Source organism: Variovorax sp. FW305-3-2-15-B-LB1, assembly GCF_058787635.1.
Genome location: NZ_JBYSZY010000001.1, coordinates 175,207 through 201,141 on the forward strand (window position 1 = coordinate 175,207; position 25,935 = coordinate 201,141).

Annotated in this window: 24 protein-coding genes; 4 read left to right on the forward strand and 20 right to left on the reverse strand. The window is 68.7% G+C overall.

The genetic code is table 11. The features are described from left to right. Positions 1 to 57: 57 nt before the first annotated feature. The 5 genes from AC3WQR_RS00760 to AC3WQR_RS00780 form a co-directional block, all read right to left on the reverse strand. On the reverse strand, positions 58 to 1,044 hold the full coding sequence (locus tag AC3WQR_RS00760) for a Bug family tripartite tricarboxylate transporter substrate binding protein (protein WP_492740914.1): 987 nt from the start codon (positions 1,042 to 1,044) through the stop codon (positions 58 to 60). Next, on the reverse strand, positions 1,041 to 1,499 hold the full coding sequence (locus AC3WQR_RS00765) for a GAF domain-containing protein (protein ID WP_307585276.1): 459 nt from the start codon (positions 1,497 to 1,499) through the stop codon (positions 1,041 to 1,043). The genes AC3WQR_RS00760 and AC3WQR_RS00765 overlap by 4 nt, the downstream gene beginning before the upstream one ends. Further along, positions 1,496 to 2,470, reverse strand: coding sequence for a Bug family tripartite tricarboxylate transporter substrate binding protein (locus AC3WQR_RS00770; protein WP_307635536.1), 975 nt, complete (start codon positions 2,468 to 2,470; stop codon positions 1,496 to 1,498). Before AC3WQR_RS00770 ends, AC3WQR_RS00765 begins: the two co-directional genes overlap by 4 nt. A 52-nt stretch (positions 2,471 to 2,522) precedes the next feature. After that, positions 2,523 to 3,713 carry a M24 family metallopeptidase gene (locus AC3WQR_RS00775; RefSeq protein ID WP_492740915.1) on the reverse strand — a complete coding sequence of 397 codons (1,191 nt, stop codon included), beginning with the start codon at positions 3,711 to 3,713 and terminating at the stop codon, positions 2,523 to 2,525. 63 nt (positions 3,714 to 3,776) lie between these two features. Beyond that, on the reverse strand, positions 3,777 to 5,018 hold the full coding sequence (locus AC3WQR_RS00780) for a metal-dependent hydrolase family protein (protein ID WP_492740916.1): 1,242 nt from the start codon (positions 5,016 to 5,018) through the stop codon (positions 3,777 to 3,779). 134 nt (positions 5,019 to 5,152) lie between these two features. Between AC3WQR_RS00780 and AC3WQR_RS00785 the strand changes: the two genes are divergently transcribed. Then, positions 5,153 to 6,109, forward strand: coding sequence for a LysR family transcriptional regulator (locus AC3WQR_RS00785; RefSeq protein ID WP_492740918.1), 957 nt, complete (start codon positions 5,153 to 5,155; stop codon positions 6,107 to 6,109). On the opposite strand, the gene AC3WQR_RS00790 is transcribed toward AC3WQR_RS00785, so the two are convergent. Both AC3WQR_RS00790 and AC3WQR_RS00795 read right to left on the reverse strand, forming a co-directional pair. After that, a complete protein-coding gene (locus AC3WQR_RS00790) occupies positions 6,087 to 6,443 on the reverse strand; it encodes a hypothetical protein (RefSeq protein WP_492740919.1) in 357 nt (118 codons plus the stop codon). The genes AC3WQR_RS00785 and AC3WQR_RS00790 overlap by 23 nt on opposite strands. 80 nt (positions 6,444 to 6,523) lie before the next feature. After that, positions 6,524 to 10,132 carry an indolepyruvate ferredoxin oxidoreductase family protein gene (locus tag AC3WQR_RS00795; RefSeq protein ID WP_492740920.1) on the reverse strand — a complete coding sequence of 1,203 codons (3,609 nt, stop codon included), beginning with the start codon at positions 10,130 to 10,132 and terminating at the stop codon, positions 6,524 to 6,526. A gap of 92 nt (positions 10,133 to 10,224) precedes the next feature. Between AC3WQR_RS00795 and AC3WQR_RS00800 the strand changes: the two genes are divergently transcribed. After that, positions 10,225 to 10,749 carry an Lrp/AsnC family transcriptional regulator gene (locus tag AC3WQR_RS00800; protein ID WP_492740921.1) on the forward strand — a complete coding sequence of 175 codons (525 nt, stop codon included), beginning with the start codon at positions 10,225 to 10,227 and terminating at the stop codon, positions 10,747 to 10,749. 18 nt (positions 10,750 to 10,767) lie between these two features. On the opposite strand, the gene AC3WQR_RS00805 is transcribed toward AC3WQR_RS00800, so the two are convergent. Further along, the gene (locus tag AC3WQR_RS00805) at positions 10,768 to 11,175 is read right to left on the reverse strand and encodes a GNAT family N-acetyltransferase (protein ID WP_492740922.1); all 408 of its coding nucleotides are present in this window, start codon (positions 11,173 to 11,175) and stop codon (positions 10,768 to 10,770) included. Between the two features lie 29 nt (positions 11,176 to 11,204). After that, the gene (locus tag AC3WQR_RS00810; protein ID WP_492740923.1) at positions 11,205 to 12,614 is read right to left on the reverse strand and encodes a DUF2130 domain-containing protein; all 1,410 of its coding nucleotides are present in this window, start codon (positions 12,612 to 12,614) and stop codon (positions 11,205 to 11,207) included. A gap of 413 nt (positions 12,615 to 13,027) precedes the next feature. On the opposite strand from AC3WQR_RS00810, the gene AC3WQR_RS00815 reads away from it, so the two are divergent. Beyond that, on the forward strand, positions 13,028 to 14,227 hold the full coding sequence (locus AC3WQR_RS00815; protein WP_492740924.1) for an MFS transporter: 1,200 nt from the start codon (positions 13,028 to 13,030) through the stop codon (positions 14,225 to 14,227). A gap of 42 nt (positions 14,228 to 14,269) precedes the next feature. On the opposite strand, the gene AC3WQR_RS00820 is transcribed toward AC3WQR_RS00815, so the two are convergent. After that, the gene (locus AC3WQR_RS00820) at positions 14,270 to 14,725 is read right to left on the reverse strand and encodes a GNAT family N-acetyltransferase (protein ID WP_492740925.1); all 456 of its coding nucleotides are present in this window, start codon (positions 14,723 to 14,725) and stop codon (positions 14,270 to 14,272) included. Positions 14,726 to 14,835: 110 nt separating this feature from the next. On the opposite strand from AC3WQR_RS00820, the gene AC3WQR_RS00825 reads away from it, so the two are divergent. Next, positions 14,836 to 15,519 (forward strand): class I SAM-dependent methyltransferase, encoded by a 684-nt coding sequence (locus tag AC3WQR_RS00825; RefSeq protein WP_492740926.1) that lies wholly within the window; start codon positions 14,836 to 14,838, stop codon positions 15,517 to 15,519. A 9-nt stretch (positions 15,520 to 15,528) separates the two neighbouring features. On the opposite strand, the gene AC3WQR_RS00830 is transcribed toward AC3WQR_RS00825, so the two are convergent. The 10 genes from AC3WQR_RS00830 to AC3WQR_RS00875 all read right to left on the reverse strand — a co-directional run bounded on the left by AC3WQR_RS00830 (position 15,529) and on the right by AC3WQR_RS00875 (position 25,755). Then, on the reverse strand, positions 15,529 to 16,545 hold the full coding sequence (locus tag AC3WQR_RS00830; protein ID WP_492740927.1) for a phosphotransferase enzyme family protein: 1,017 nt from the start codon (positions 16,543 to 16,545) through the stop codon (positions 15,529 to 15,531). A gap of 67 nt (positions 16,546 to 16,612) precedes the next feature. Continuing rightward, positions 16,613 to 16,897, reverse strand: coding sequence for a hypothetical protein (locus tag AC3WQR_RS00835; protein ID WP_235944056.1), 285 nt, complete (start codon positions 16,895 to 16,897; stop codon positions 16,613 to 16,615). 11 nt (positions 16,898 to 16,908) lie between these two features. Further along, on the reverse strand, positions 16,909 to 17,457 hold the full coding sequence (locus tag AC3WQR_RS00840; RefSeq protein WP_369629306.1) for a YbjN domain-containing protein: 549 nt from the start codon (positions 17,455 to 17,457) through the stop codon (positions 16,909 to 16,911). Positions 17,458 to 17,494: 37 nt separating this feature from the next. After that, a complete protein-coding gene (locus AC3WQR_RS00845; protein ID WP_492740928.1) occupies positions 17,495 to 18,442 on the reverse strand; it encodes a peptidylprolyl isomerase in 948 nt (315 codons plus the stop codon). Then, entirely contained in the window at positions 18,439 to 19,164 is a 726-nt protein-coding gene (locus AC3WQR_RS00850) for a hypothetical protein (protein ID WP_492740929.1), read from the reverse strand. Before AC3WQR_RS00850 ends, AC3WQR_RS00845 begins: the two co-directional genes overlap by 4 nt. A 13-nt stretch (positions 19,165 to 19,177) precedes the next feature. After that, on the reverse strand, positions 19,178 to 21,037 hold the full coding sequence (locus AC3WQR_RS00855) for a putative porin (RefSeq protein ID WP_492740930.1): 1,860 nt from the start codon (positions 21,035 to 21,037) through the stop codon (positions 19,178 to 19,180). Further along, entirely contained in the window at positions 21,034 to 21,777 is a 744-nt protein-coding gene (locus AC3WQR_RS00860) for an energy transducer TonB (protein WP_260684867.1), read from the reverse strand. Before AC3WQR_RS00860 ends, AC3WQR_RS00855 begins: the two co-directional genes overlap by 4 nt. Before the next feature lie 10 nt (positions 21,778 to 21,787). Then, complete coding sequence (locus tag AC3WQR_RS00865; protein WP_062474100.1) at positions 21,788 to 22,201, reverse strand: ExbD/TolR family protein; 414 nt, start codon at positions 22,199 to 22,201, stop codon at positions 21,788 to 21,790. A gap of 12 nt (positions 22,202 to 22,213) precedes the next feature. Then, positions 22,214 to 24,022: a DUF2341 domain-containing protein gene (locus AC3WQR_RS00870; RefSeq protein WP_447745385.1), complete on the reverse strand. Its 1,809-nt coding sequence runs from the start codon at positions 24,020 to 24,022 to the stop codon at positions 22,214 to 22,216. A gap of 80 nt (positions 24,023 to 24,102) precedes the next feature. Further along, positions 24,103 to 25,755: a ShlB/FhaC/HecB family hemolysin secretion/activation protein gene (locus AC3WQR_RS00875; RefSeq protein ID WP_492740931.1), complete on the reverse strand. Its 1,653-nt coding sequence runs from the start codon at positions 25,753 to 25,755 to the stop codon at positions 24,103 to 24,105. Between the last annotated feature and the right edge of the window lie 180 nt (positions 25,756 to 25,935).

The following is a 25,935-nucleotide window of genomic DNA, read 5'->3' on the forward strand; positions in this document are numbered from 1 at the left end:
TGTTAGGGTCATGCGCCGCCGGCCGAAAGTGACGAAAGTCAACTCACCAGCAGACCTTTACTCCTTTTTCAGCCCGATCTGCAGCGCAATCTGCCCAAAGCGCGCAAGGTCTGACCGGGCCCGCGCCGCGGCCTCAGCAGGCGAACTGCCAACCGGCATCCACCCCGCGTCAATCAACCTCTTCCGCGTCTCAGGCCGCGCCATGCCCTGGACGATCACCGCGTTGAGCTTGTCGACGATGGCCTGCGGCGTGCCCTTGGGCGCGGCCAGTCCGAACCATCCCGAGGTCACGAAGCCGGGCAAGCCGGCCTCCTGCGCCGTGGGCACGCCGGGCAGCGATTCGCTGCGCTCGCGCGTCGTGACGAACAGCGCGCGCACCTTGCCGGCCTGCACGTTCGCAACCTGCGCGGCGGCGTTGTCGATCATGGCGTCGATGTGCCCGCCGAGCAGGTCGGCGATGGCGCCCGTGCCGCCCTTGTAGGGAACGACGTTGGCCGAGATGCCGGCCTCCTTCATGAACATCATCTGCGTCAGGTGGGCCTGCGTGCCCACGCCTGCATTCGCGAACGAGATCTTTCCCGAATTCGCCTTGGCATGGGCGATGAATTCCTTGAGGGTGCGTGCGGGAAAGTCCGGCCTTGTCACGACCACGAAGGGAATGTCGACCAGGATCGTGATGGGCGCCAGGTCTTCCACCGGCTTGTACTTCAGGTCGTACAGGTAGGGATTGACGGCCATCGTTCCGCTGGCCACGAGCACCAGCGTGTGCCCGTCCGGGTTGGCGCGCACGGCCTGCTGCAGCGCCATCGATCCACCGGCGCCCGGCTTCGCGTCGACGACGACCGGCTGGCCGAGCGCCTTGGCCATGAGGTCCGCGATCTGCCGCGTCATGGCGTCGGTGGCACCGCCTGCCGCATAAGGAAACACGATGGTGATCGGCTTGCCGGGGTAGCCCGGGCCGGCTGCACGCGCCGCGGTGGCGAGCGATGCCGCATACAGGGACACGGCAGCATTCAGCACGAAGGTTCGGCGATGGATCGTCATGCGGGCATCTCAACGTATCGGAGCGAAAGAAGCAAGGGTGCGGCCTGTTCGGCGAAGCGCATCAGCGCGGGCACCATGTCGGGCTGATACCAGTGTTCCTCGTGCAGCAGGTTCAACGAACCGAGGGTGCAGCCGTCGTGCCGGATCGGCACATTGATTGCAGACCGGCAGCCCAGCGCGTCGATCAGCGCATGGTCCGGGAACGCGCGGCGGCAGGCTTCCTGATCAACGCAGATGCGCGCCCGGCCGCCCTGCACCACCTCGCGAAAGAAGTCGTTGTCATGGTGCAGTGGCTTGGTGCCGCCGCACGGGTAGGCCACCGAGTCGCTCGTGTACAGGCGCCGGGACGCCGCAAGGCCGGGGTCGATCGCCAGCACGGTGAAGAGCCGGTGCCCCGGAAACCGCCGCAGCGCGTGGTCCAGGGCCTCGAAGGAAGCCGGCTCGATGGCACTCACTGCGCGATGCCCAGGCGATCGATGATGGGCCCCCAGGCGGCCGACTCGCGCTGCGTGAACTTCAGGACATCGGCCGGCGTCGACTTGACGCCGACCAGCATCTGGCCGGCCAGGCGCTCCTTCATCTCGGGCGTGTCCAGGGCCTTGTTGATCTCGGCGTTGAGCCGCGCGACCGCGTCGCCGGGTGCGCCCGCGCGCGCCACCAGGGAGTACCAACCGGGCACCTCCATGTCGATGCCCAGCTCCTTGAACGTGGGCACGTCGGGCAGTTGCGGCAGTCGCCGCTCGCCGGTCACCGCCAGCGGCACCAGCTTGCCGCTCTTGACCAGCGGCACGACGCCGACGGGGACGGTCGTCATCACCGGCGTGTCGCCCGCCATCACGCTGGTCAGCGCGTTGGGGCCACCTGCGCCGCTGATGGGCACATGCTGCATCTGGATGCCGGTGCGCGACTTCAGCAGCTCGCTCGCAAGATGGGTGGAGTTGCCGATGCCGGCGGATGCAAAGCTGAGCCGCTGCGGCTCTGCCTTGGCCATCTTGATGAGCTCGGGCAGCGTCTTCACGCCCAGGCCCGGCGACACGACCGTCACGAACGGGGTGTTGGCAATGACGGCGACACCGGTGAAGTCGCGGGCCGGCTGGTGCCCCAGCGACTTGTACAGGTGTGGGTTCCACGACATGTTCGAGACGCCGGCCAGGAACAGCGTGTAGCCATCCGCGGGCTGCGAGAGCACATAGGCCGCAGCCAGCGTGCCGTTGGCGCCGGGCCGGTTCTCCACCACGACGCTCTGCCCGATGCTCTTGGCGAGCACATCGGCCAGCGTGCGCGCCAAGGTGTCCGGCCCTGAGCCGGCCGGCTGCGGGACCACGACCTTGATCGGTTTGGAAGGAAAGCCCTGCGCGAAGGCGGGTGCGGCGAGCAGCGAAGCTGCAACGGCCAACGCGGAAAGCATGGTGCGACGGGTGGTCATGGGGAGGTCGAGGTGGGTAGGTTGCGAAAGCAGATGCGGGCGGGCGTCGGTCTCAACCCACGGTGGCGTAGTCGAGCGACTTGGGCGTGGCGGTGAGCACACGCGGCGTCGCGCCCACCACGACCGTGTCGTCGATGCGAAAGCCCCCCACGCCGTAGACGTACAGGCCGGGCTCGGCCGAATAGACCTCGTTGTCGAGCAGCGGACGCTGGCTGAAGGCCATGTCCTCCGGGTACTCGTGGTGCACGATGCCGATGGCGTGGCCCGTGCGGTGACGGATGCAGTCGGCAAAGCCGGCGCGCTCGATCACGGCCTGCGCCGCGGCGTCGATCGCGCACACGGGCCGGCCTGTCACGGCCGCGCCGATGGCCGCATCGGTCGCATCGCGCGCGGCCGTCCACAGCGCCTTCTTCTGGTCGTCGGGGCGCCCGCAGAACCAGGTGCGCTCGTTCTCGATCGTCAGGCCGTTGAGCCGGGGAATCACGATGTTGACCAGCACGTCGCCTTCGCGGATGCGCGCGCCGCAGGAGGCACCGTCGCCGTGCGGCGAGGCCGACGCCGGGCCGCTGAGCGTCCAGCAGCGCACGACCTCGAACTGCTCGCCGGGGAAGCGCTCGGCGGCCTCCTGCACGAACAGGCTGGCCATCGCGCAGTCCATCTCCTGCACCAGACGGCCGGGCTTGATCGCTTCGCGGTAGCGGTCCTGCAGCCAGTCCGTCAGCCCGGCCATGGCCTGCATGACGGCCAGTTCCTCGGCGTGCTTCTGCCAGCGCAGGCTGCGCACTTCCGCGGTGGCGACGCGCACGTTCAGGTCGGGCAGCAGGCGCTGCACGGCCGCCATCACGCCGCTGCCGGCATCCAGCGCGATGCGCGAGCGGCGCAGGCCGGCGCGGCTCAGGCGCTCGGCGAGGATCTCGGGGAGCTGCGACACGAGCGGCAGGCGGTTGCTCACCATCGGATGCTCGGCATAGAACGTGACGTCCGTGATCCACACCTTGTGCGCTTCCATCGAGAAGCGCATGTGGTTCGTCGACAGCTCGTTCATGACCAGGAAGCCCTCGCCCTGGCGCGGCACGACCGCGAAGATCGGCCGCTCCCAGGGCTGCACGTCGGTGTGGAAGTTGGTGGCGAATTGAAAGAAATCCGCGGTGGTGAACACCAGCGCATCGACGGCGAGTTCGTCCATCAACCGGACCATCTGGTCGTGGCGGTACCGCCAGACGGCTTGCGTCAGCTTGGGCATGTGTCGTTTCCTTGAAGGGGCCGGAGGCATCCGGCGGGTTGTCTGAACAGCTCGGGGTGCGGGCTACAGCGCGTCGAACTCGACCACGCCGGCCTTCATCACCAGGGGAATGCGCTCGCCCTGCCCCAGCAGGCAATCGAGATTGCGCATCGGATCGCCATCGACCAGCAGCAGGTTGGCCAGCGCGCCCGGGATCAACCGGCCGAGCCGGTCGCTCATGCCCAGCACCTCGGCGCCGATCAGCGTGGCGCTGGCGATGATCTCGGCCGGCGACAGCACCTGCGCGCGCAGGCGGAACTCGTCGCTCTGCAGGCGGTGCGACTCGCCCAGCAGGTCGGTGCCGAAGCCCATCTTCACGCCGGCCGACTTGTAGATCTCGAGCGAGCGCAGCCCGGCGCCGCGCACATCTTCCACCTTGGCCACGCTGGCGGGCGGCAGCCCCAGCGCCGCGCCTTCGTTGGCGAGGGCGTCGTAGGTCACCAGCGTGGGCACCACATAGGCGCCGTGCTCGGCCATGAGCGCGGCGGTGGGTGCATCGACCAGATTGCCGTGCTCGATCGTGCGCACGCCGCAGCGCACCACGCGCTGGATTGCGGCCGGGGTGTAGGCGTGGGCCAGTACATAGGTGTTGCGGGCCGCGGCCTCCCCGACGATGGCGCGGATCTCATCCTCGCTGTAGCCCAGGGCATCGACCGGGTCGGTGGGCGACGCCACGCCGCCGCCGGCCATGATCTTGATCTGGTCCGCGCCCATCTGCAGTTCTTCGCGCACGGCCTTGCGCACGGCGTCCACGCCGTCGGCCACGCGGGCGAGCATGCCCACGCGGGCGCAGTTGGGGCACACGGCGTTGGCCACCAGGTAGTCGGAGCGCGCGCGGCCGTCGCCATGGCCGCCGGTCTGGCTCAGCGCGCGACCCGAGACGAACAGGCGCGGCCCCTGCGCCAGCCCCGACTGCACCGCCTGCTTGAACGCATCGCCCGCGCCGGCGGCGTCGCGCACGGTGGTGAAGCCGCGGCGCAGCATGCCGCGCAGGATCGGCAGACTGCGCAGCGTCGCCAGCACGTTGGGCATCAGCGCCTGGCGCTGCAGGTTCAGGTCGACGGCCACCACGTGCACATGCAGGTCGATCAGGCCGGGCATCACGGTCTTGCCTGCGGCGTCGATGACCCGCGCATCGCGCGCCACGATCGGCCGGTCGGACACCTCGCGGATGGTGTCGCCCTCGATCAGGATGTCGTGGCGGTCCTGCAGCTCGGGCTTCAGCGGATCGAGCAGGCGGGCGTTCTTGACGAGGATCTGATTCATGGGTCTGTTTGCCGGGTTCCGAGGGCATGGGCGGCGAGGAATGACGGGATCGTAGGATCGCGTCACAATTCCGAAAAATTTATATGATGAATCCACTCCATTGACCGTATGAATGGTTTCAGCCTCCCCTGCCCATGAACTACCGCAACGCCGATCTCAACCTGCTGAAGGTCTTCGAAGCCCTCATGAACGAAGGCAACGTGACGCGCGCCGCGTCCAAGCTGTCGCTGACGCAGCCCACGGTCAGCAACGCGCTGCGCCGGCTGCGCGAGACCTACGGCGACCCTCTGTTCGTGCGCAACGGCGCGGGCATCCGCCCGACGCGGCGCGCCACGGAGTTGTGGGCGCCGCTGGCGCGCTCGCTGCGCACCATCCGGGGCACGCTCGAGGGCGAGAGCTTCGATGCCTCGCAAAGCGACGCCCGCCTGACGGTCTCGATGACCGACTACGTGGCGTGCATCGTCGCCCCCCGCCTGCTCGAACGGCTCGGCGAACTCGCGCCAGGGATGCGGCTGCACACCCACCCCGGCACGGTCGTGGACTTCGGACAGTCGCTGGACGACAACCGCGCCGATTTCGCCATCGGCGCCTACAACGACGACGTGCAGCGCCCGGGCTTCATGCGCTCACGCCGGCTGTGGTCGGTGGACTTCGCCTGCTTCATGCGCAACGACCATCCGCTGGCGAAGCTGGACAAGATTCCGCTGAAGAAATTCCTGGCTGCCCGCCACCTCGACGTGAGCCTGGCGGGCCGTGTCGGCGGCATCTACGACCGCGTGCTGCAAGGCCGCGGGCTGCAGCGCAACCTGGTCAGCACGGTGAGCCACTATTCAGCGGCCTACGAGGCCGTGCGCCGCTCGGACCTGATCGCCGTGCTGCCCTGGTCCGAGGGCTTGGAGACGATGCGCATGACGGGCCTGAAGCGCGTGGCACCACCGCTGGCGGCGCCGGCGCGCACGGTCGAACTGGTCTGGCACGAGCGGCACGAGACCTCGGCGCTGCACCAGTGGTTCATTGCTTTGGTCGTCGAGATGCTGGCGCGGGAGCCGGCTGCGCGCCCTGCGCGGGCTAGGCCCGGAACCAGATCCTGAGCGTCACGTACATCGCATAGCCCAGGCCCAGGACGCACCACGCCAAGAAGAACATGTTGGCCCAGTAATCGCCCGCATGCGCCGCCAGCGTGTAGGCCTGCCCCACGCAGCCCTTTCCGACGCAGGGCACCTCGCCCCGGACCAGGGCGCGCAGCATGGCGAAGAAGAGGTAGCAGGTCACGCCAGCGGTCAGCAGGAATCCGACGGGCCCTACGAGCCCCTGGGTGAGTTCACCCTTCTCATCGCGATAGCCCTTGCGCAGCAGCTTCTGTCCGTACCTGTACCAGGCATATCCGAGCAGGAGCATCAGGGCGTAGTAGAGGAAGGCGCGCATGTCCTGTGATCGTCGAGGTGTGGCGGGAGTGAGTGTTTCGCAAGGATCGTATCCGAGCGAAGCACCCGCCACCGGCCCCGCTACTGCGCGCTTGCCACGATGGCGATACCCCGAATCTGCCCGGCGCTGGGTGCGTCCACCGGCTTCGCGTAGCGCGATGGCGCAAAGCGGTGCAGCAGCTCGGCCTCGCGCAGGCGCGCCGAATCCAGGTTCGCCAGCTTCACATGGCCAAAGCCACGCACCGACAGCGGCAGCGCCGCGATGCGCGCGGCGGTCGGCTGGTTGTCGGGGGTCAGCGCGGTGGCCATCTCCTGCAGCAGGCGGTCGAAGTGCTCGATCAACGCGCGCTCGGTGCGGCGCTCCGCCGTGTGGCCGAACAGGTCGAAGGGCGTGCCGCGCAGGCGCTTGCCGTGGGCCAGCCACTTCATCGCCGGCAGCATCCATCCACCGAGGCGCACCTTGGCCGGCGCCTGCCCGTGCGCGGGGCGCGAGAGCAGTGGCGGCGCCATGTGGAACTCGAGCTTCAGGTCGCCTTCGAACTGGTCCTTCAGCTTCTGCAGGAACGCGCCGTCGGTGTACAGGCGCGCGACCTCGTACTCGTCCTTGTAGCTCATGAGTTTCAGCAGGCTGCGCGCTGCGTTGCGTGTGAAGGGCAGGCTCGCGTCGCCGCCCGGCAGTGCGGACTCGATCCCCTGCAGTGCGCGAATGCGCTGCTCGAAGCGTTGCGCCCATGCAGCGTTCTGGTAGCCGGTGAGGTGGCGACGCGCATCGGCGAGCAGCGCATCCAACGGGCGGTCGTCGACCTGGTGCGCCGCAGCCTCGACCGGTGCCGCGCGCAGCTGATCGAGCGCCGCCGGGTCGCCGGCCGCGAGCCGCCCGAGCGAGAACGCCGACTGGTTGGCCGCCACGGCCACGCCGTTGAGTTCGATCGCATGCATGAGCGCCTCGAGGCTCAGCGGCACGAGGCCGCGCTGCCACGCATAGCCGGTGGCCACGATGTTCGCGGCCAGCGTGTCGCCCAGGAACTCCTCGGCCAGGCTCTGCGCATCGAAGGTCTCGACCTGTTCCTCGCCCGCGACGAAGCGCATCTTCTCCAGCAGCAGGTCGACATGCAGGTCGGCATCGGGGTTGCGCAGCGACTCGGCCACCGGAATCTCGTGGATGTTCGCGAGCACGCGCGTGCGCCCGTGCCGCACGGTCTGCAGCGCGTCGGCCGAGGCGCCCACCACCACGTCGCACGCGAGGATGGCGTCGGCCTGCTGCGTGTCGATGCGCACCTGGTTCAGCCGCTCGGGCGTGTCGGCCAGCCGCACGAAGCTCAACACCGAGCCGCCCTTCTGCGCGAAGCCCATGAAGTCGAGCACGCTGGCCGACTTGGCCTCGAGGTGCGCGGCCATCGCGATGACCGCGCCCACCGTCACCACGCCGGTGCCACCCACGCCGGTCACGAGCAGGTCGTACGGGCCGGTCCATGCGTGCGGCGCGGGATGCGCGAGCGCGCCCACGCGGTGCAGGAAGGCATCGCGCCCGGCCGCGAGCGCCCCGCTCTTGCGGCGCAGCTTGCCGCCGGTGACACCCACGAAGCTGGGGCAGAAGCCCTTGGCGCAGGAGTAGTCCTTGTTGCAGCTGGTCTGGTCGATCTTGCGCTTGCGGCCCATCTGCGTCTCGTGCGGCAGCACGGCCACGCAGTTGCTCTGCACGGTGCAGTCGCCGCAGCCTTCGCACACGGCCTCGTTGATGAAGAGGCGCTTGGGCGGATCGGCCAGCTCGCCCTTCTTGCGGCGGCGCCGCTTCTCGGCGGCGCAGGTCTGCTCGTAGATGAGCACGGTCACGCCGGGCATCTCGCGCAGGCGGCGCTGCACCTCGTCGAGCGCGGCGCGGTCATGGAACTCGGTGCCCGCCGGAAACTTGTTCTTGATGGCGTCGTAGTGATGGATCGCATCGCTCACGACCACCACCTTGGTGACGCCTTCGGACTCCACCTGTCGCGCGATCGCGTCCACGCTGATGACGCCATCGACCGGCTGCCCACCGGTCATCGCGACCGCGTCGTTGAACAGGATCTTGTAGGTGAGCGTGGCCTTGGCCGCGACGGCCTGGCGGATCGCGAGGTAGCCCGAGTGGTAGTAGGTGCCGTCGCCCAGGTTCTGGAACACGTGCGGCGTCTTCGTGAACATCGCGTGTGAGATCCAGTCGACGCCCTCGCCGCCCATCTGGATCAGGCCCGCCGTGCTGCGGTCCATCCAGTTGGCCATGAAGTGGCAGCCGATGCCCGCGCGCGCCGTCGAGCCTTCGGGCACCTTGGTGCTGGTGTTGTGCGGGCAGCCGGCGCAGAAGTACGGCAGGCGCTTGACCGCATCGCTCGCGTTGGCCAGCAGCTCGGGCGGCGTGAAGTCGCGCACATGCTGCAGGTGATCGCCCAGGTCGTGGTTCTCGGGAAAGTGCGCGGCCAGCCAGTGCGCGACCAGCTCGATGAGGCGCGAAGGCCGCAGCTCGCCGAGCGCCGACACCAGCGGCTGGCCCGCGTGGTCGTGCTTGCCCACGAGCACGGGGCGCGCATCGGGCGGGGCGTTGTAGAAGATGTCGCGCAGCTGCGTCTCGACCACCGCGCCCTTCTCTTCCACGATGAGGATCTCGCCGAGCCCGCGCGCGAATTCCTTGAGGCGCGTCTGCTCGACCGGAAAGCTCAGGCCCACCTTGTACAGCCGCACCCCGGCACGCGCGAGCTGAACGGGCGAGAGTTCGAGCCGGCGCAGCACCTCCATCAAATCGTGGTGCGCCTTGCCGCAGGTGACGATGCCCACCTTGGCATGCGGGCTCACGATGACGTGGCGGTCGATGCTGTTGCGCCGGGTGAAGGCGGCCACAGCGGCGAGCTTGTCTTCCAGCCGCGACTCGATGCGCAGCGACGGCAGGTCGGGCCAGCGGTAGTGCAGGCCGTCGGGCGGCGCGGCGTGGCCGGTGGCGGCGCGCACGGCATCGGCGTCTTCCCAGGCGGCCACGCGCGCATTCACCGCATCGAGGTCCACCGTGCCCGCGCTCTCGACGATCTCGGACAACGCCGCCATGCCGACCCACGCGCCCGAGTAGCGCGACAGCTCGTAGCCGTACAGGCCGAACTCCAGGTACTCGGCCACGCTGGCGGGCTGCATCACGGGCATGCGCCAGGCCATGAAGGCGTGGTCGCTCTGGTGCGGCATCGACGACGACACGCAGCCGTGGTCGTCGCCTGCCACCACCAGCACGCCGCCGTGCGGCGACGAGCCATACGCATTGCCGTGCTTGAGCGCATCGCCCGCGCGGTCCACGCCCGGGCCCTTGCCGTACCACATGGCGTACACGCCATCGACGGTGCGCTCGGGGTCGGATTCGACACGCTGCGTGCCCAGCACCTGCGTGGCCGCGAGCTCCTCGTTCACGGCAGGAACGAAGCGGATGCCGGTCTTCTTGAAGCGCTCGCCGGCCTTCCAGATGGCCTGGTCGACCATGCCCAGCGGCGAGCCGCGGTAGCCGCTCACGAAGCCCTGCGTGTGCAGGCCGCGTGCCGCGTCGCGCTGGCCCTGCATCGCCAGGATGCGGATCAGCGCCTGCGTGCCGGTGAGGAAGACCGAGCCGGCATCGGCCCAGAGGTTGTCGGAAAGTTGGTAGTCGGGCCGTCGGAGTGCGGTCGCTTCAAGTGGGGCGTTCATGCCCGGAATTGTTCTGCGCCCCCCCAAGTAAGTGTTTCTTCAATACACTGGCGCAGACCCTTGTTTGAAGAAGAATCCACTCGAAAATCACGATGAACGTCGGTTTTGTTTCTCTTGACGAGCATTGCCTCAAGATTCTTTCTGCACTGCAGCATGACGGCCGGCAGACCGTGCAGCAGATTTCCGAGGCCGTGGGCCTGTCGCCCACACCCTGCTGGAAGCGCATCAAGGACATGGAGGCGGCCGGTGTCATCCGCGGCTACACCGCGCTCGTCGATCCCGAACACGTGGGCCTGCACGTGTCGGCCGTGGCCGAGGTGAACCTCGACCGCCACAGCGAAGCGATGGTGCAGCGCTTCGAAGAAGCCGTGGCGGCAAGCCCGCAGATCATTCGCTGCGTGTCGGCCAACGGGCCCGCGGACTACATCCTCAACGTGACCGTGCCCGACATGAAGCACTACGAGCGCTTCCTGCACGAGGTGCTGTTCAGCCTGCCCGGCGTGACGCACGTGCGCTCGAGCATCGTGCTGCGCGAGATCAAGTCGGAGACGGCACTGCCGCTCGGGCACCTGCTGGATGCGAAGGCCGGGCTGGCGGGGTCACGGCGGTCGCCGTGAGGCGTGGCGCAGTGGCCTCTAGCGCTTGCGCCGGATGACGTACGCGTTCTGCGCCAGCTCGAAGCCGAGCGTCGGGTAATAAGACATCGCGTCGGGCGCAGACAGCAGGATCAGCGACACCTCGTCGCCGATGATGGCCTGCGTGCGCTGCACGAGTTCCCGGCCGATGCCATGGCCCTGGTACTTCTTGTCCACCGCCAGGTCCGACAGGTAGCAGCAGTACGCGTGGTCGGTCAGCGACCGCGACAGCCCCACCAGTTCGTTGTCGACCCAGGCCGACAGCAGGAGGCTGGGCGCGGCGAACATCCGCGCGATCCGGGCGAGATCGTTCGTGGGGCGCTTGATGCCCGAACGGTCGAAGACGCGGGCGACGTCGGCAGGGTCCAGAGGCACGTCCTGGCGGTAGTCGATGGTGATGTTGTTCATGTGTTTCCTGGGTAGCGACGGCGCCAGCGTCATTCCGTCTCGGAAGACCCGAGCTTCTTGAGTTCGGCGAACTTGGCCGCCATCGTCGGGTTGCCGCGCGTCAGCTTCTTGATCGTCACGTCCTGCGCCTTGTCGTTCGCAAGGCGCAGGTTGCGGTCGGTGCCGAGCAGCGCCTCCTTCGTCTTCTGCAGGTGGTCGATCGACTTGTCGATCTCCGCGATCGCCTTCTGGAAGTGGCCGTGGGCCAGGTCGTAGTTCCTGCCGAAGGCGGCCTTGAAGGTCTCCAGCTCGGTCTCGAACTTCGTGATGTCGATGTTCTGCGCCTTGACCAGCGCCAGCTCCGACTTGTACTTGAGCGAGTTCATCGCCGCATTGCGCAGCAGCGTGATGATGGGCAGGAAGAACTGCGGGCGCACGACATACATCTTCGGGTAGCGATGGAACACATCGACGATCCCGGTGTTGTACAGCTCGTTGTCGGGCTCGAGCAGCGACACCAGCACCGCGTACTCGCAGCCCTTCTCGGTGCGGTCCTTGTCGAGTTCCTTCAGGAAGTCTTCGTTCCTGTTCTTCGTGGCGGTGCGGTCGTTCTCGTTCTTCATCTCGAACATGATCGAGACGATCTCGGTGCCGGCCTCGTCCGCGTCGCGGAAGATGTAGTCGCCCTTGCTGCCCGTGCGCGCGTCGTTGTCCTTCTCGAAATAGGCGCGGGGAAACGCCATCGACCGGATGCGATTGAACTCGGTCTCGCAGTGCAGCTCCAGGGTCTCGCCGACCATCTTGGTCGACAGGCGCGCCTTCATGTCGCGCAGCCGCTCGATCTCTCCTTCGCGATCCTTGATCTGCGTCTCGTACTTGTCCTTGAGCGATTTCTCGGCGAGTTGCTTCTCGAGCTCCGCCCGCTCGAGGCCGCTCTTCCACTGATCCCGCTCCTTCTCGACCACACTGACGGCCTCGCTGATCGCGAGCTTTTTCGCCACCTCGATGGCGTCGAGCCGGGCCTTCAGTTCCTGGATTTCCACGTCCTTCGCAGCGGCGCTCTTCTGCAGTTCGCCCACATGCCGTGCCTCGGCGAGCGCGGTGGCGGCCAGCTTGTCCTGCTTGGCCTTTTCAAGCTCGTTGGCGAGCGCGTCGCGCTCCCGCTCCACGGCGCCCAGGGCCTCGCTCACGGCGAGCTTGCGCGCGACATCGCCGGCCTCGAGCTTCGCCTTGAGTTCCTGGATCTCGCCGTCCTTGGCGGCGGCAGCCTTCTGCAGTTCGCCGGCGGCCTTGGTCTGTGCGAGTTCGACGGCGGCGCGCTTGTCGCGCTCGGCCAGTTCCAGCCGCTCATGCAACTGCTTCTCGAAATCGCCGTCGCGCACCTGCTTCAGGATGTCCGCGTAACCGGCTTCGTCGATCTTGAATGCCTTGCTGCAATGGGGGCAGATGATTTCGTGCATGGCTATGTGCGCTCCACCGTCAGGGTGGGCGTCGACAAGAGAGAGGGTGCAGCGAAGCGCCGCGCCGTTCGGGCGGGATCGCGGGAAGTGATGCTGTTCATAGGGTCAGGGACATGGAGCCATCCGACTGTAGCCGGACAGGGAGCGCCGGCGAGCGGCAAGCGCTTGAAGACCGAGGCCGACGTCTGCGAACGAACGATCCCGTATCGAAATCACGTTGCTAGAATCGCCGCTGCAAAAATCGACTCTGACCTGTTCAGAGCTCCATCCAGCCGTAAGCGTTTACGTCAACCAACGCATCACCAGTGGCACCCGCATGCCGACTGGCGGTGTGCGTTGGTCGCTTCGGTGCTCATCGTCCCGCCCATTCGACCGGCTGGTGCCGCCTTTGAAAACTCAAGGAGCGGCGCTCGATGACGAACGTCCAAACAAACTCGTCTTCCCTGCGCACGTTGGTCTGGATGACCCTCGCGCTTTTCCTCGCCTACCTGTCTGTCGCCATGTCGATGCCGGCCGTGACGCTCCACGTGTCGCAGACATTGGGCATGGGCAATGTCGCGTCCGGCCTGGGCGTCGGCATTGCCTTTTTGTCCACCATCCTGAGTCGCGGCTGGGCGGGTCGGCTCGCTGACGAACGCGGCGGCAAGGTCGCCATGTTCTGGGGCCTTGTCCTCTATGCGGCGGCATCGCTCCTGTGCTGGGCGTCCTCGCTGCCCGTGCTGGGCCATGGCGTCGGCGCGTACCTGGTTCTTCTGGTGGGGCGTCTCGTGCTCGGCCTCGGCGAAAGCTTCGCGCTCGTCGGCATGCTGGGCTGGGCGATGGCGGCCATGGGCCCCGCGCGTTCCGGGCAGGTCATGGCACTCGTCGGCACCGGCATGTACGGCGCTTTCGCGGTAGGCGGCCCGCTGGGCCTCTGGCTGCTGGAGCGACTCGGCTTCGCCGGCCTGATGGCGGGCAGCATCGCCTTGCCGCTGGTCAGCGGCGCGATGCTGTGGTCCATCGCGCCCGCCATGTCTGCACAAGGGCGCCGCGCACCGTTCTCGGATGTGCTGGGACTCATCTGGAAGCAAGGCGCGGTCGTGGGCCTGCAAGGCGTCGGCTTCGCCGCCTTGGGCGCGTTCTTTCCCTTGTACTTCCTGGCGCATGGCTGGCAGGGTGCCGGCTACGGACTGACGTGCTTCGGCCTGGGCTTCGTCGCAGTGCGTCTGCTGGCGGGTCGCTTGCCCGACCGCATCGGTGGCACCAAGGTCGCGCTGGTCTCCCTCGCGATCGAAGCTGTGGGTCAAGCGCTGCTGTGGCTGGCGCCCCATCCCGTCGTGGCGATGGTGGGCGCACTGCTGACCGGCATGGGGTGCTCGATGGTCTTCCCCGCCATGGGACTGGAGGCCGTCAAGCGCGTGCCCGCCCACCTGCGCGGAACGGCCATCGGCGGCTTCGCGGCGTTCCAGGACCTGGCATACGGCGTCACAGGCCCGATGGCGGGGCTGATTGCCGACCACTACGGTCACGACAGTGTGTTCCTGGTGGGGCTGATCGCGACGGTTGTGGGGATCGGGATGACGTGGCGGCTTGCGAAGGGGTCGCAGGCGGGGCGGGCATCGACGCTGGCCTGAGGCTGTGGCAGGTCGACCGAAGGCCTGCTCCGGGCCGGGATTTCAAGCAAAGGACCGTCGATATTTGACGAGCCCGCGCTTGATCGAGCCATCGAAGCCGCAGCGCTCGAAGAACCGATGGGCGTCCTCACGCTCCACCGAACTCAGCAACATGATCTTCGAGCAATCGCTCGCCGCGCAGAACGCCTCGACCTCCCGCATCAGCGCGGCCCCGACCCCTCGGTTGCGAGCGGCCGCGTCGACGACGACGTTCTCCACGACCGCGAACGGCTGCCGCTTGTACATCACGTCCTCGCACAGCGAGACCAGCACCGTGGCGCACACCTGGCCGTCGACCTCCGCAACAAGAAGCGCCGTCCTCGGGTCTTCGGACAACGCCTGCAGGCGTTCGGGCAGCACGCAGCGCGCCGTGTCTGCGACCAGTTGGCCGTAGAGCGCATCGATGCGTGCGGCGTCGTCGGACACCGCACGACGGACGCTGAGGGATGGGATGGGCATGCAGGCGGTCTCCGCAAAATGACGTCGGGTTCGGGCGAGGCCCGCTTCTGACTGGATTCTCCCGCAGCCCTGCGCCTGCGAAACGCGCGACGCCCACATAGACTGTGGAAATGTCCCAGCCCACCGCCGCCTTCAGCACGTCGTCCACCACCAACAACTACGCCGAGAAAACCGCCCGCCTGGTGCCAGGCCTGCACGACCTGCAGACGATGGCAGCCCTGCTCGTCGCCGAGCGCGCGCCGGATGCGGCCAACGTGCTGGTCATCGGCGCCGGCGGTGGCATGGAGTTAAAGGTGCTCGCGCAGGCGCATCCCCGATGGCATTTCGTCGGCGTCGATCCGTCGCAGCCCATGCTCGACCTCGCCGCGGAAACGCTCGGTGCGCTCGCCGAGCGGGTCGCGCTGCACCACGGCTACACCGACACCGCACCTGAAGGCCCGTTCGACGCGGCGACCTGCCTGTTGACGATGCACTTCCTGACGCTCGATGAACGCAGGTCGACGTTGAAGGAAATTCGTCGTCGCCTGAAGCCCGGTGCGCCGTTCGTCATGGCGCATCTCAGCTTTCCCCAGGCGGACGGAGAACGAGAGTTGTGGCTCTCGCGCTATGTCGCCTTCGCAGCGGCTTCCGGTGTCGATCCGGACAACGCACGCAAGGCTGCCTCCGCGATCGGTTCCACGCTGACGCTGCTCAGCCCGGCGCAGGAAGAGGCACTGCTGGAAGAGACGGGTTTCACCAACGTCCGCTTGTTCTATGCGGGCATGGCGTTCAGAGGCTGGGTCGCGCAAGCCTGAGACGAATCCTCACTCGGGCGTTCGCAACTCCGCCCACGCCGTCAACATCTTCACCTGCGTGCGCAGCCAGCTCGTCGGCATCGACTGCGTGCCCCACACCGCGATGCGGCCCGCGTGTTCGCCCATGAGCCAGAACTGCCGCACCGCCATGAAGGCGGCGACGGCGTCGACATCCGCCGAGGGCAACGGGCGCGCGCTGCGGTAGCCCGCCATGTAGCTGCGCCAACGCGCCAGCGACGTCGCGTCGAGCGATCCGCCCGCAGTGCGCGGGTGCATCGCCCACAGGTACACGCACAGGTCGTAGGCCAGCCAGCCGGGGCCCGCGTCGTCGAAGTCGAAGAACGAGGCGACGCGCACGCCGTCAAGCCCCTCCGTCACGAAGTTGTTCATGCCGCGGCAATCGCCGTGCCCGTGAACGCGCGTCAGGGCCGGCATCGCGGTGATGCGGGCTTCGAGTGCGCGTGCGATGGCGCTGAACTCCGGGCGCAGCGTGTCGGTCATGGTGGGCGCGGCGTGCAGGCGCTCGAGCGACGCGTGCAGCAGGTCGGGCAGTTCCAGGGTGTAGCGGCTGGCGGGGCCGTGGTAGTCCTGCGCGGCTTCGTGCAGCAGTGCCAGGCCGCGGCCGGTGGCTTCGACGTCGGGCAGCACGTCGCCGGGCACGTCGCCGTCGAGGTGCTCGAACAGGATCAGCGGACGCTCGCCCTCGGGCAGGTCCATCGCGACGGCATGTGCGCCATCGCGTGCCGCCAGCGCGCGGGCCACCGGCACGCCCCTGGCCTTCAGGTGCACGAGCAGCGCCGTTTCGTAGCCGATGTTGGGGGCGCCGCGCGGGCGGTCGGCGCTCAGGCGCGCGACGGCGTGGCGGCCGTCGGCAAACTGCAGGCCGTAGACATGGTTGAAGCTGCGTCGCAGCAGCTCGCACGACCGGACCTCGCCGAAGTCGTAGGCCTGCGCCACCTTCTCTGCGATGGCGGCGCCCGTGGGCGTGGTCTGGGCGATCTGGGCAGAGCGGGCGGGCGTCGTCACGGGGCGGCCTTTCGGGAGCGTGGGGCGGGCGATTCTGCCCTACCCTTCGCTGCCCCGCCGCCTTGCGTCAACGCTCCAGATCGCGATCGAGCAAAGCGCCCCCGTCCCCCACCTGCCGCCACGCAGGCGCCAGCGCCTTGCGCGCCGCATTGAGCTCGGCCATCGAGATGTGCAGCTCCGCCATGGTCTGCACCAGCAGCTCGAGCAGCGCGGCGCGCTGGCGCAGTCGCACGGTCTCGGCGCGGCGCGCGCGTTGGGCCTGGCGCGCCGCGGCCTGGATGGCGCGGCCCGTGGGCGAGTCGTGCGAGGGATGGTGGTGGTCGTCCACGGACAGGCCGGATGCGGCGCGCATGGGCAGTGGCCTCACGCGGCGGCGGGCACACCCTGGACGGCGGCGGTGGCAGCGGCAGCGTCGGCATTCGCCGCATCGCCGCGCGTCTCGGCGGCGGGGCCGTAGTTACGCAGGTGCAGGAAGAACTCGCCCATCATCTGCATCCACAGCCGCACGGCAAACGCCAGGTAGGCGGGGCTCACGCCGCCGGCCACGACCACGTCCATCTCGAGCACGACGAAGTCGCCGTGCTGCGCCACGCGCGCAAAGCGCTTGCTGCGGTGCCAGGCGGCCAGCACGGCCTCGGGCAGCGTGCCGCCCTGCACGCGCAGCGGGCAGCTCAGGGTGAAGTCGGTGTACTGGGTGGTGGTGACGGCATTGCCCCACAGCACCTGGAAGCCGATGCCGTGGCTGGCACTGTGCAGGCGCACCACGCCATCCTGTTCGATGGCGGTGACGGCGCCGCCGGCGGCCTTGATGGCGTCCGACACCTGGTCGGGCGTGACGGCGTCGAGCATCTCGAAAGGCGCCGGCGTGGCGGCCTGGTCGTCGGTGTCCGGGGTCGTGGCGGTGGTGTTCATGGTGTGGTTGTTCTTTCAGGAAAAAGGGGGAATTTGTTCAGTTGGTCTTCTTGAGCGCGGCGTCGAGCGCGGCGCTGTCGATGCTCAGTTGCGCCGGCGGCGCCAGCTGAGCCATGTAGGCCTGGACGAGTTGCTGCTGCCGTTGCTGGCGCAGGGCGGCCTGCAGCTGCGGCTTCATTTCCTCGAGGGTGGCGGTGCGCGCGGGCTGGGTGTCGAGCAGCTTGACGATGTGAAAGCCCGCCTCGGCCTGCACCGGTTCGCTGACCTGGCCCTGCTTGAGCTTGGCCACGGTGTCGCGCAGCTCGGGCAGGATGCGCGCGAGCGGCAGCGTGTCGACCTCGCCGCCGCGCTCGGCGCTGCGGCGGTCCTGCGAGCTGGCGTGCGCCACGGCTGCAAAGTCGCCGCTGCGGGCCTGCTTGGCGAGGCGGTTGGCTTCGTCGCGCACCTTGGCAATGGCGGCCGGGTCGCGCTCGGGCGTGGCCAGGTAGATCTGCGCCACGCGGTAGGCGGCCGGCAGGTTGAAGCCGGTCTTGCCCTGGTCGTAGGCGGTCTTCACCTCGGCGTCCGACGGGAAGCCCGCGGGCACCTGGCTCACGGATTCGAGGTAGCTGGTGGCGACGATGCGCGCGGTGATCTCGCGCGTGGCGGCGTCGATCTTGGCCTTCACGTCGGGCCGGTCGGCCCAGCCCTTGGCGCGGGCGTCGCGCAGCAGCGCTTCGCTCACGAGGCGCTGGCGCAGCCAGCCGTCGAGGCTCGCGCGGTCGGCCTTGACGGCGGCGCGTTCGGTCTCGGGCAGGGTCTGCAGCAGCTTCTCGATCTCGTCCTGGCCGATGGTCACTTCGCCGATGCGTGCGACGACGGCGGGGCCAGGTGCAGCGGGTTGCTGCGCGGCGGCGACGCCGACCGACGAGACGAGCAGCACGCCGGCTGCCGCGCGCAGGCGGCGGCCGAGCCCGGCTGCGGGAGTGGCTTGTGCGGGGTTCATTGGGGCTTTCCTTCCGTGGGGGATGCAGCAGCCGCAGGCGCCGGCGCGCTCACGGCGCGCACGTCGAAGCGGCTCTCGTAGAGCTTGTCGCCGTACTGCTGCGCGATCTGTTCGTACTTGACGCGGCTTTGCGCCGCGAAGGGCTGGCGCGAGGCGAGCACGCTGCCCACGTCCATGGTTTCGTAGGCGCGCAGCACTTCCTGCCCGACGGCATAGAGCTGCGTGTTCTTGGCCTCGCACTGCGTGAGCGCGGTGCGCTGCAGCGCGGCCTCGCCGGCCAGGCGCTGGCGCTCGGCCTCGGAGGCGCGCGCCATCTTCAGCAGCTCGTCGTAGGCGCCGCGGAACTGCGCGATCTGCGCACCCGCCTTCTCGCTGGCGGCCTGGGCCTGCTCGCGCAGCTGCGCGTTGCCGGCGCTGGCCTGGCCGCGCGCGTGGCGCTCGGACGCAAGCTGGGCCTGGCTGGCGGCCAGTTCCTTCTTCAGCGTTTCGAGCTCGGACGCGGCCGGTGCCGCGCCGGGTGCCGCGGGCGCCTTGCCCGCGGGCTGGCCGGCCTTGAGCGCGGCCAGCTCGTTCTGCGCCTGCTGCAGCTGGGTGGTGGTGGTGCGCAGCTGCGCGCGCAGCCGCTCCTCCATGCTCTGGCCCTGCGGCTGCTGGGCCTGCGCGACGCCGGCCGTGGCGGCCAGCGCGGCCAGGGCCAGCGCCGGGAAGATCGTTCGGGACACGGCGGACTCCTTCTTAGAAACGCGCATTGAATTCGAGCTGCAGGGTGTCGATCGACAGCGGCGGGCCGTAGACCTCCTTGGTCGAGATCCAGCGGCCGGTGAACCACATGTTCTTGTCGATCGCGTACGAGCCGCCCAGGAAGTAGCCGCGCGCATTGGTGCCGCCGCCGTGGAAGCTCGAATCGTTGTAGCCGTCGGGCATGGCGTCGGGCTCGATGCGCTTGTAGCCCGCGAGCACGTTCCAGTCGCCGCGCGCGGCCGGTGCCGGCTTGCCGTAGGTGGCCTGCAGCATGTAGGCGTTGCCGCCGCTCTTGAAGTCGGACTGGGTGGTGCCGCCGGTCGGGCCGAAGTTGTTCACGATGGCGCCGCGAATGCCGCCGCGCTTCCAGATGTCGTTGGCGTCGTAGGCGGTGTTGCGCACGAAGTTGGCGTCCAGGCGCAGGTTGTTGCCGGCCACCTGGGTGTCCCAGCGCAGGTTCAGGTCGATCAGGCGGAACTTCGAGGCCAGGCCCACGTACTGCGGCTGCGGCGTGCCGGCCGGGTTGAGCGGGTCGAGCGAGATGTCGCGCAGCAGCATGAGCGTGTTGCCCTTCTGCATGAAGGCCGGTCGCGACCAGTCGGTGCTGCAGCCGTCGGCGCCCGCGTACAGCGCGCAAGGCTCGGAGACCTGGCCGCTGACGTTGCGGAAGTTGTAGTACGCCAGCGCGCCGCGCACGCGGTTGTCTTCGTTGATCTTCCAGTCGGCGCCCACCTGCGCGCCGAGCAGCCACTTGTTCTCGCTCTTCATCTTGCGCTGGCTGCGCGTGGGCGAACCGTCCGCCGAGTACTCGAGCGGAATGAGGCCCAGCGTGCCGAACAGCGAGAGGTCGCGGTTCGATGCGAGCTTCTTGTCGAACTGCGCGGCAATGCCGTCGAAGTTCAGGTCGCTCGAATACAGCAGGTCGGTCGACATGAAGGGGTTGGCAAACCGACCGCCGGTCACGGTGAGCCAGTCGGTCGGCTTGTGCGAGATCCACATCTGGTCGAGCCACACGCTCTTCTTGCCCAGGCCGCCGCCCAGCGTGGTGGTGGTCGAGACGGGGCTCTCGTCGCTGCCCGAGGCCAGGCGCACGCCGGCCTTGGTGTTCTCCGACAGGTCGGCCAGCAGGCCCACGCGCGCGCGGGCACGGAACAGGTTGCGGCGGTCCTGGCGCGTGTTCAGGATCGACGGCAGCGACAGGTTGGTGTTCGGGTTGACGTCGTAGCCAGCGCCCTGGTTGAGCGAGGGCCAGTTGATCTCGATGTCGCTGTTGTTGCCGGCGTAGCTGCGCGATTCGTTGCGCACGCGCACGTCGCCTTCGAAGCGGATGCGCTTGCTCCACTCGGGCGTCTCGTTGGGCGCGGCCCAGCCTTCGTCCTTGGCCTGGGCCATGACCTGCGCCTTGACCTCGTCGCGGATCTGGTCGCGCACGGTCTGCGAGATGTAGGGCACGCGCACGTCGCCCGCTTCGAGGCGCATGCCGCCCGCCACGGTGGCCGATGCGGCGGTGGCCGACACGGCCGCCTGGCGCTGTGCCTGCTGCGCGGCGATGGCCTCGGTCTGGGCCTGCGCCAGCAGCGCTTCGCCCACGTCCTTGGCGAGCGTGCCGCTCTGGATGAGGCCGCGGATCAGCTTGACCATGGCGGATTCGCCCGCGGGCGCGGCGGCGGTCTGGGCCATGGCGGTGCCGGCCGACAGCACGAAGGCGGAGGCCACGGCCGCCGCGAGCGCGCACTGGCGCAGGGCCGGCATCGCGCCCCGGCGCGGGAGGGTGTTGTGCAGGGTGTTCATCGCTTCGTTCACTGGAGGAAAGGAGTCGGGCCGGGCGTCGGCCGTACAGGTGTGGAAAGTCATGGCCGGCGGCCTTTCATCGACACGCGCATCGGAAAGCGCATCGAGGCCGGCGGACGTTCGTCGACGCGGTCGAGCCCGCGCACCAGCGCCAGCACGGCCTCGTCGATGTCCTCGGTGCCGGTGCCGCGCACCAGCTGGGCGCGCGTGGTCTTGCCGTCGGCGCCGAGCCACAGGTCGATCTGGATGTCGTCGAACACCAGCTGGCGCGTGCGCGGGTCGCGCGACAGCGCCTGCTGCAACATGCTCGACACGTAGCGCGCGTACGAGCCGCTGCCCAGGCCGCCGCCGGCGCCGGTGCCGCTCATGCCGCCGCCGCTGCCGGCCTGGATGCCGAAGGCGTCGTTGCCGGCCTGGCCGGCGCTGTCCATGGTCACCGGATCGCCCAGGTCTTTCGAGGGGCTGGGCGGCGCGTCGTCCTTCGGCGCTTCCAGCGGCTCGACCGGCTTGGGCTCGGGCTCGACCACTTCGGGCTTGATCTTTTCCGGCTCGGGCTCGGGCAGCTTCTCGGGTTCGGGCGGCGGTGGCGGGGGCGGCGGCAGCATCAGCGTGGGCGCATCGGCCACCACGCGCTTCTGGCTCGCGGTGTCGGACAGGAGCCGCCACACGAGCAGCGCCAGCGCCACGACGATCGCCAGGCCGATGACCACCCCGCCCCAGCGGCGCCACAGCGCGGCCGTTCCACCCGTGCCGCTGGAGCGCGGCGCGGGCGAGGCAGAAGAAATCGGGTCGCGAGGGTTCACGCTCCGGTCCTCACTTCTGCTTGCCGGTCACGAGGCCGATCTGGTTCAGCTCGATGCGGCGCAGCAGGTCGAGCACGTCGACCACCTTCGCGTACTGCACGCTGGCATCGCCGCGCACGATCACGGGAAAGTCGGGCGACAGCGCCTTCTCGGTGCGCAGGCGCTCCTCGAGCTCGGGCAGCGTGACCGGGTAGGCGTCCAGGAACACGTTGCCGGCGTTGTCGATCGTGATGGCCTTGGTCTTGGGCTTTTCCAACGCCACCGAGGCGCTGGCCTTGGGCAGGTCGACCTTGATGCCCGGGATGCTGGCGTTGCTGGTGAGGATGAAGATCACCAGCACCACCAGCAGCACGTCGACGAAGGGCGTGATGTTGATGCCGCCCGTGCGCTTGCGCACGGCGAACTTCGCGGCTGTGTTTGCCATGGTGCGCGGTCCTCAGGCGCGGCGCGCCTGCACGGCCACCGGCAGCGAGCGGCCCTCGCCCTGCTCTTCGGCCAGGCGCGTGACGAACTCGTCGACGAACACGGCCATGTCGGCGCCGATGGCGTCCGAGCGCGAGGCCAGCCAGTTGTAGCCGAACAGCGCGGGAATCGCGACGCCCAGGCCGGCGGCGGTACACAGCAGCGCGGCGGCCATGCCGGGCGCCACCGAGTTGATGTCCACGGCGCCGGCCATGGCCGCCACCACGAACACCAGCATGATGCCGATCACGGTGCCGAACAGGCCCACGTACGGCGCGCCTTCGATGGTGGTCGACAGCCAGTTCATGCGCTTGGACATGCGCTCGGTCTCGCGCACCATCACGCCGTCCATCGCGGCGCGGATGGCGCCGATGGTGGAGGCCGACACCGCGTTCAGGTCGTAGCCGCGGTCATGGCGGCGGCGCATCTCCTCGATCGCCACTTCGTACAGGCGCCACAGCGAGGAATCGGCACGCACTTCCTGCGGCACCGTGTTGTTGGTGGCCAGGCGGTCCAGCGGCGCACCAGCGGCTTCGCGGAAGTGCTCGATGAAGGTGGCGTTGGCGCGCGAGGTGGCGCCGAAGTTGCGGCCCTTGCCGATCATGATGGCCCACGACAGCGCCATCATCAGGCCCAGCAGGCCGACCACGATCCATGCGTCCAGTGGCATCGCGGCCAGGATGAAGCCGAAGTGGCTCTTGCCGGCCTGCTGCTCGTCGGGACCGAAGGCGGCCAGGCGCGACTCGGCGCCTTGCGACACGGCATCGGCCAGCAGCAGCGCATCGGGGCGCGCGACCTTCGACAGGCGCACTTCGTCGATCGCGCCGGTGAACGGGGCGAAGCCGGCGACGGGTGCAGCGCCCGGTGCAGCGGGTGCGGCGGTCGGTGCATCGGCACCGAGCGCGGCGGCGGTGTTCAGCGCGGGCAGCTTCGCGGCCAGCGACACGGCCGGACGGCCGCCCACATACAGCGCGACGCTGTCACCCTCGGCCTTCACCGCCAGGTGCGACCACTGGCCGGCCTGCACCGGCTGGCCGGGCGTGCTGCGCTGGCCGTTCACCTGCACGAAGGGCACGCCCTGGTCGATGCCGACCACGAGCTCGCCGGCGCCGTCGCGGCGCGCATAGATCGCCTGGCGCGCACCGAGCGAGTCGGGCTTGATCCAGGCCGAGAAGGTCAGCGTGCCGCCGGCCGTCACGGCCAGCGAGGGCGTGGCTGGCAGCATCAGCGCGCCGTTACCGAGCTGGGCGCCCTTGCCGATGACCGTGCCTTCGACGGGCACCGCGGCGGTCTGGCCGTTGTTGCCGTAGGCGGTGGTGTCGCGCGGCGGCACCGCGCCTTCGGCGAAGTGGTAGACCAGCGTGTAGTCGGGGTCGAAGCTGCGCTGGCCGTTGCCCGAGGCCGGGGCCTTGGGGTTGCCGTAGTACATCCAGAGTTTTTGCGGCGTGCCGGCCGAGACGTTGGGCACGTCGACCCAGATCAGCGCGATGCCCAGGAGCGGATCGAACTGCTCGATCTGGTGGTTGAGCACGGTCTTGTCGTCGCCCGCCACAAAGCGCAGGTCGGCGCCGGTCTCGCTCACGCCTTCGAACTTGAAGTTGCCCGTGTGCAGGCGCACCAGCACCGGCACGCGGCCGGCATCGCTGCCGATGGCGCCGGCCTGCGGGCCGCCGTCGATGGTGACGGGTTTGCGGTAGGCCCACTCGGCCTGCCACCAGGCATGGGCCAGGCCCGGCAGGAGCGTGCTCAGCAGCGTGAGCGCGATGAAAAGAAGTCGTCGCATGACAGGGTTCTCCGGAAAGCTCGTGGAATGAGAAAAAAATCGAAAAGAGGAATGGCTGTTGCCGTCGGTCGTTCGTTCGGTCAGTAGCTCGCGGTGATGCTGAAATTCACCTGCGTGTCGTGCTTCCTGGTGCGCGGCCCGTCGACCAGCGGATAGCCGATGTCGACGCGGCCCGAGAAATACGTGCCCACCTTGAAGGTCGTGCCCACGCCCACCGAATACAGCGAGAAGCGGTCGGCCTGTTCGGGCAGCGGGCTCTTCAGACGCAGCCGCGCGGCGTCGGCAAAGGCGTACACGCGCCAGTTCTCGACGGTGCTGCCCAGGAAGGCGAGCGGCTTGCTGCGCAGCTCGACCGAGCCGACCACGCCGTAGTCGCCGGTTGCTTCCGCCGAGAGGTAGCCGCGCACCGAGTTCATGCCGCCCGCGGCGATCTGCTCGCTCGAGACGAGCGGCGAATCGGTCATCTGCGCGTTGACGCGGAAGGCCACCTGCGTACCGCCCTCGAAGCTGTGCGCGCCGTTGAGGTCGGTCTTCAGCACCATGAAGCTGGGCGAGGCCTTGTAGCGCTTGTAGTCGAAGGCCGCCCAGTCGCTGCCGTACTTGAACGAGCTGCTCGTGCCCGCCACCAGCGACACGCCCACGCCGTACTGGCTCTTGTCGGTCTGGCGGAAGCCCGAGTACGACAGCGTGATCGGCGCGTACTTGAGCGGCACGGTGTCGCCGCTGCCCTTGAGCGTCAGCGCTTCCTTGTTGTTCTTGAAGTCGACGCCCACGCTGAAGGCATGCCACCAGTTGCCGGTGTTGGGCACCGTGTAGGTGGCCTTCAGGCCGATCGAGTGGCCCTTGCCCAGCACGGTGGTGCCGCCCACGGTGGCCACGTTGCTGTCGGACACGAAGGCGTTGGCTTCCAGGCTCCAGTTCGTGCCCTTGAGCGGCGCGTTGTACGAGGCCGAGAACACCTGCGTCTGGTTCAGGTCCTGCGGCGCGCCGAAGAAGCTGATGGAGGCGCTGTGGCCCATCTGCCAGAGGTTGTCGTGGCCCAGCGAGGCGCTGGCGCGCAGCTTGCGCGTGTCGGCGCTGTAGTCGTTGTTCAGGCCTACGCTGGCGCGCCACGGGCTCTGGTCCTCGACCTTCAGGTCGACGTCCATCGTGCCCGGCATGGTGCCGGGGCGCACCAGCGGCATCACCTGGCGCTTGGGGCTGCGGTTGAGCGCGGTGAGCTCGGCCTGGGCCTTGTTGAAGTCGGGCACGCCGCCCTCCTTCAACGCCGGCACCTGGTCGCGCACGTCGAGCGGCGAGTTGTACTCGGCGCCCACCACGCGCACGCGGCCCACGCGGGTTTCGTTGACCTGCAGGAACACCACGCCCTGCGTGACCTGCTGTTCGGGCAGGTCGACGTACACCGACTGGTAGCCCGCCGCCTGGTAGGCCGCGAGCAGCGCGTCGCGCGCGCCCTCCACGTCCTTGAGCGTGCGCTCGGGGCCGAGGAAGGGCGTGACCGCCTTCTCGATGGCGCGGGCGTCCAGCACGGTGTTGCCGCGCACGATGTATTCGGCGATGTCGACCTTGCGGGCCGGTTCGGCGGCCGCGGGCGCGGCCGGTGGGGTGGCCGAGGTCGCGGCCGGCGTGGAGACAGCGGCAGGTGCTTGTGCGAACGCTGCCACCGGGGCACCGATCGCCATCACCGCCAGCCACACCGCTCTCCAGCAGGTCGGTGGGGCGTTCTTCTTCATGTCATGCATTTACAGCTCGGTTCTCAAGGATGAAGCTCGCGTGGCAGCGGCTCATGGTGGAGAGCCTTCATGTCGCTGCTGCGTACCGATACCTAGACGCACGGCGTGCGCGGCGACTGTCGTTTGTCACGAAAACTTCATCAAGAAATCGGCACGAGGTCCGGCGCGACGGGTTTCGCG

Coding starts and splice junctions, on each gene's coding strand:
- AC3WQR_RS00760 (WP_492740914.1), bottom strand. CDS start 1,044: ATGACGATCCATCGCCGAACCTTCGTGCTGAATGCTGCCGTGTCCCTG.
- AC3WQR_RS00770 (WP_307635536.1), bottom strand. CDS start 2,470: ATGACCACCCGTCGCACCATGCTTTCCGCGTTGGCCGTTGCAGCTTCG.
- AC3WQR_RS00775 (WP_492740915.1), bottom strand. CDS start 3,713: ATGCCCAAGCTGACGCAAGCCGTCTGGCGGTACCGCCACGACCAGATG.
- AC3WQR_RS00780 (WP_492740916.1), bottom strand. CDS start 5,018: ATGAATCAGATCCTCGTCAAGAACGCCCGCCTGCTCGATCCGCTGAAG.
- AC3WQR_RS00785 (WP_492740918.1), top strand. CDS start 5,153: ATGAACTACCGCAACGCCGATCTCAACCTGCTGAAGGTCTTCGAAGCC.
- AC3WQR_RS00790 (WP_492740919.1), bottom strand. CDS start 6,443: ATGCGCGCCTTCCTCTACTACGCCCTGATGCTCCTGCTCGGATATGCC.
- AC3WQR_RS00795 (WP_492740920.1), bottom strand. CDS start 10,132: ATGAACGCCCCACTTGAAGCGACCGCACTCCGACGGCCCGACTACCAA.
- AC3WQR_RS00800 (WP_492740921.1), top strand. CDS start 10,225: ATGAACGTCGGTTTTGTTTCTCTTGACGAGCATTGCCTCAAGATTCTT.
- AC3WQR_RS00805 (WP_492740922.1), bottom strand. CDS start 11,175: ATGAACAACATCACCATCGACTACCGCCAGGACGTGCCTCTGGACCCT.
- AC3WQR_RS00810 (WP_492740923.1), bottom strand. CDS start 12,614: ATGCACGAAATCATCTGCCCCCATTGCAGCAAGGCATTCAAGATCGAC.
- AC3WQR_RS00815 (WP_492740924.1), top strand. CDS start 13,028: ATGACGAACGTCCAAACAAACTCGTCTTCCCTGCGCACGTTGGTCTGG.
- AC3WQR_RS00820 (WP_492740925.1), bottom strand. CDS start 14,725: ATGCCCATCCCATCCCTCAGCGTCCGTCGTGCGGTGTCCGACGACGCC.
- AC3WQR_RS00825 (WP_492740926.1), top strand. CDS start 14,836: ATGTCCCAGCCCACCGCCGCCTTCAGCACGTCGTCCACCACCAACAAC.
- AC3WQR_RS00835 (WP_235944056.1), bottom strand. CDS start 16,897: ATGCGCGCCGCATCCGGCCTGTCCGTGGACGACCACCACCATCCCTCG.
- AC3WQR_RS00840 (WP_369629306.1), bottom strand. CDS start 17,457: ATGAACACCACCGCCACGACCCCGGACACCGACGACCAGGCCGCCACG.
- AC3WQR_RS00845 (WP_492740928.1), bottom strand. CDS start 18,442: ATGAACCCCGCACAAGCCACTCCCGCAGCCGGGCTCGGCCGCCGCCTG.
- AC3WQR_RS00855 (WP_492740930.1), bottom strand. CDS start 21,037: ATGACTTTCCACACCTGTACGGCCGACGCCCGGCCCGACTCCTTTCCT.
- AC3WQR_RS00865 (WP_062474100.1), bottom strand. CDS start 22,201: ATGGCAAACACAGCCGCGAAGTTCGCCGTGCGCAAGCGCACGGGCGGC.
- AC3WQR_RS00870 (WP_447745385.1), bottom strand. CDS start 24,022: ATGCGACGACTTCTTTTCATCGCGCTCACGCTGCTGAGCACGCTCCTG.
- AC3WQR_RS00875 (WP_492740931.1), bottom strand. CDS start 25,755: ATGAAGAAGAACGCCCCACCGACCTGCTGGAGAGCGGTGTGGCTGGCG.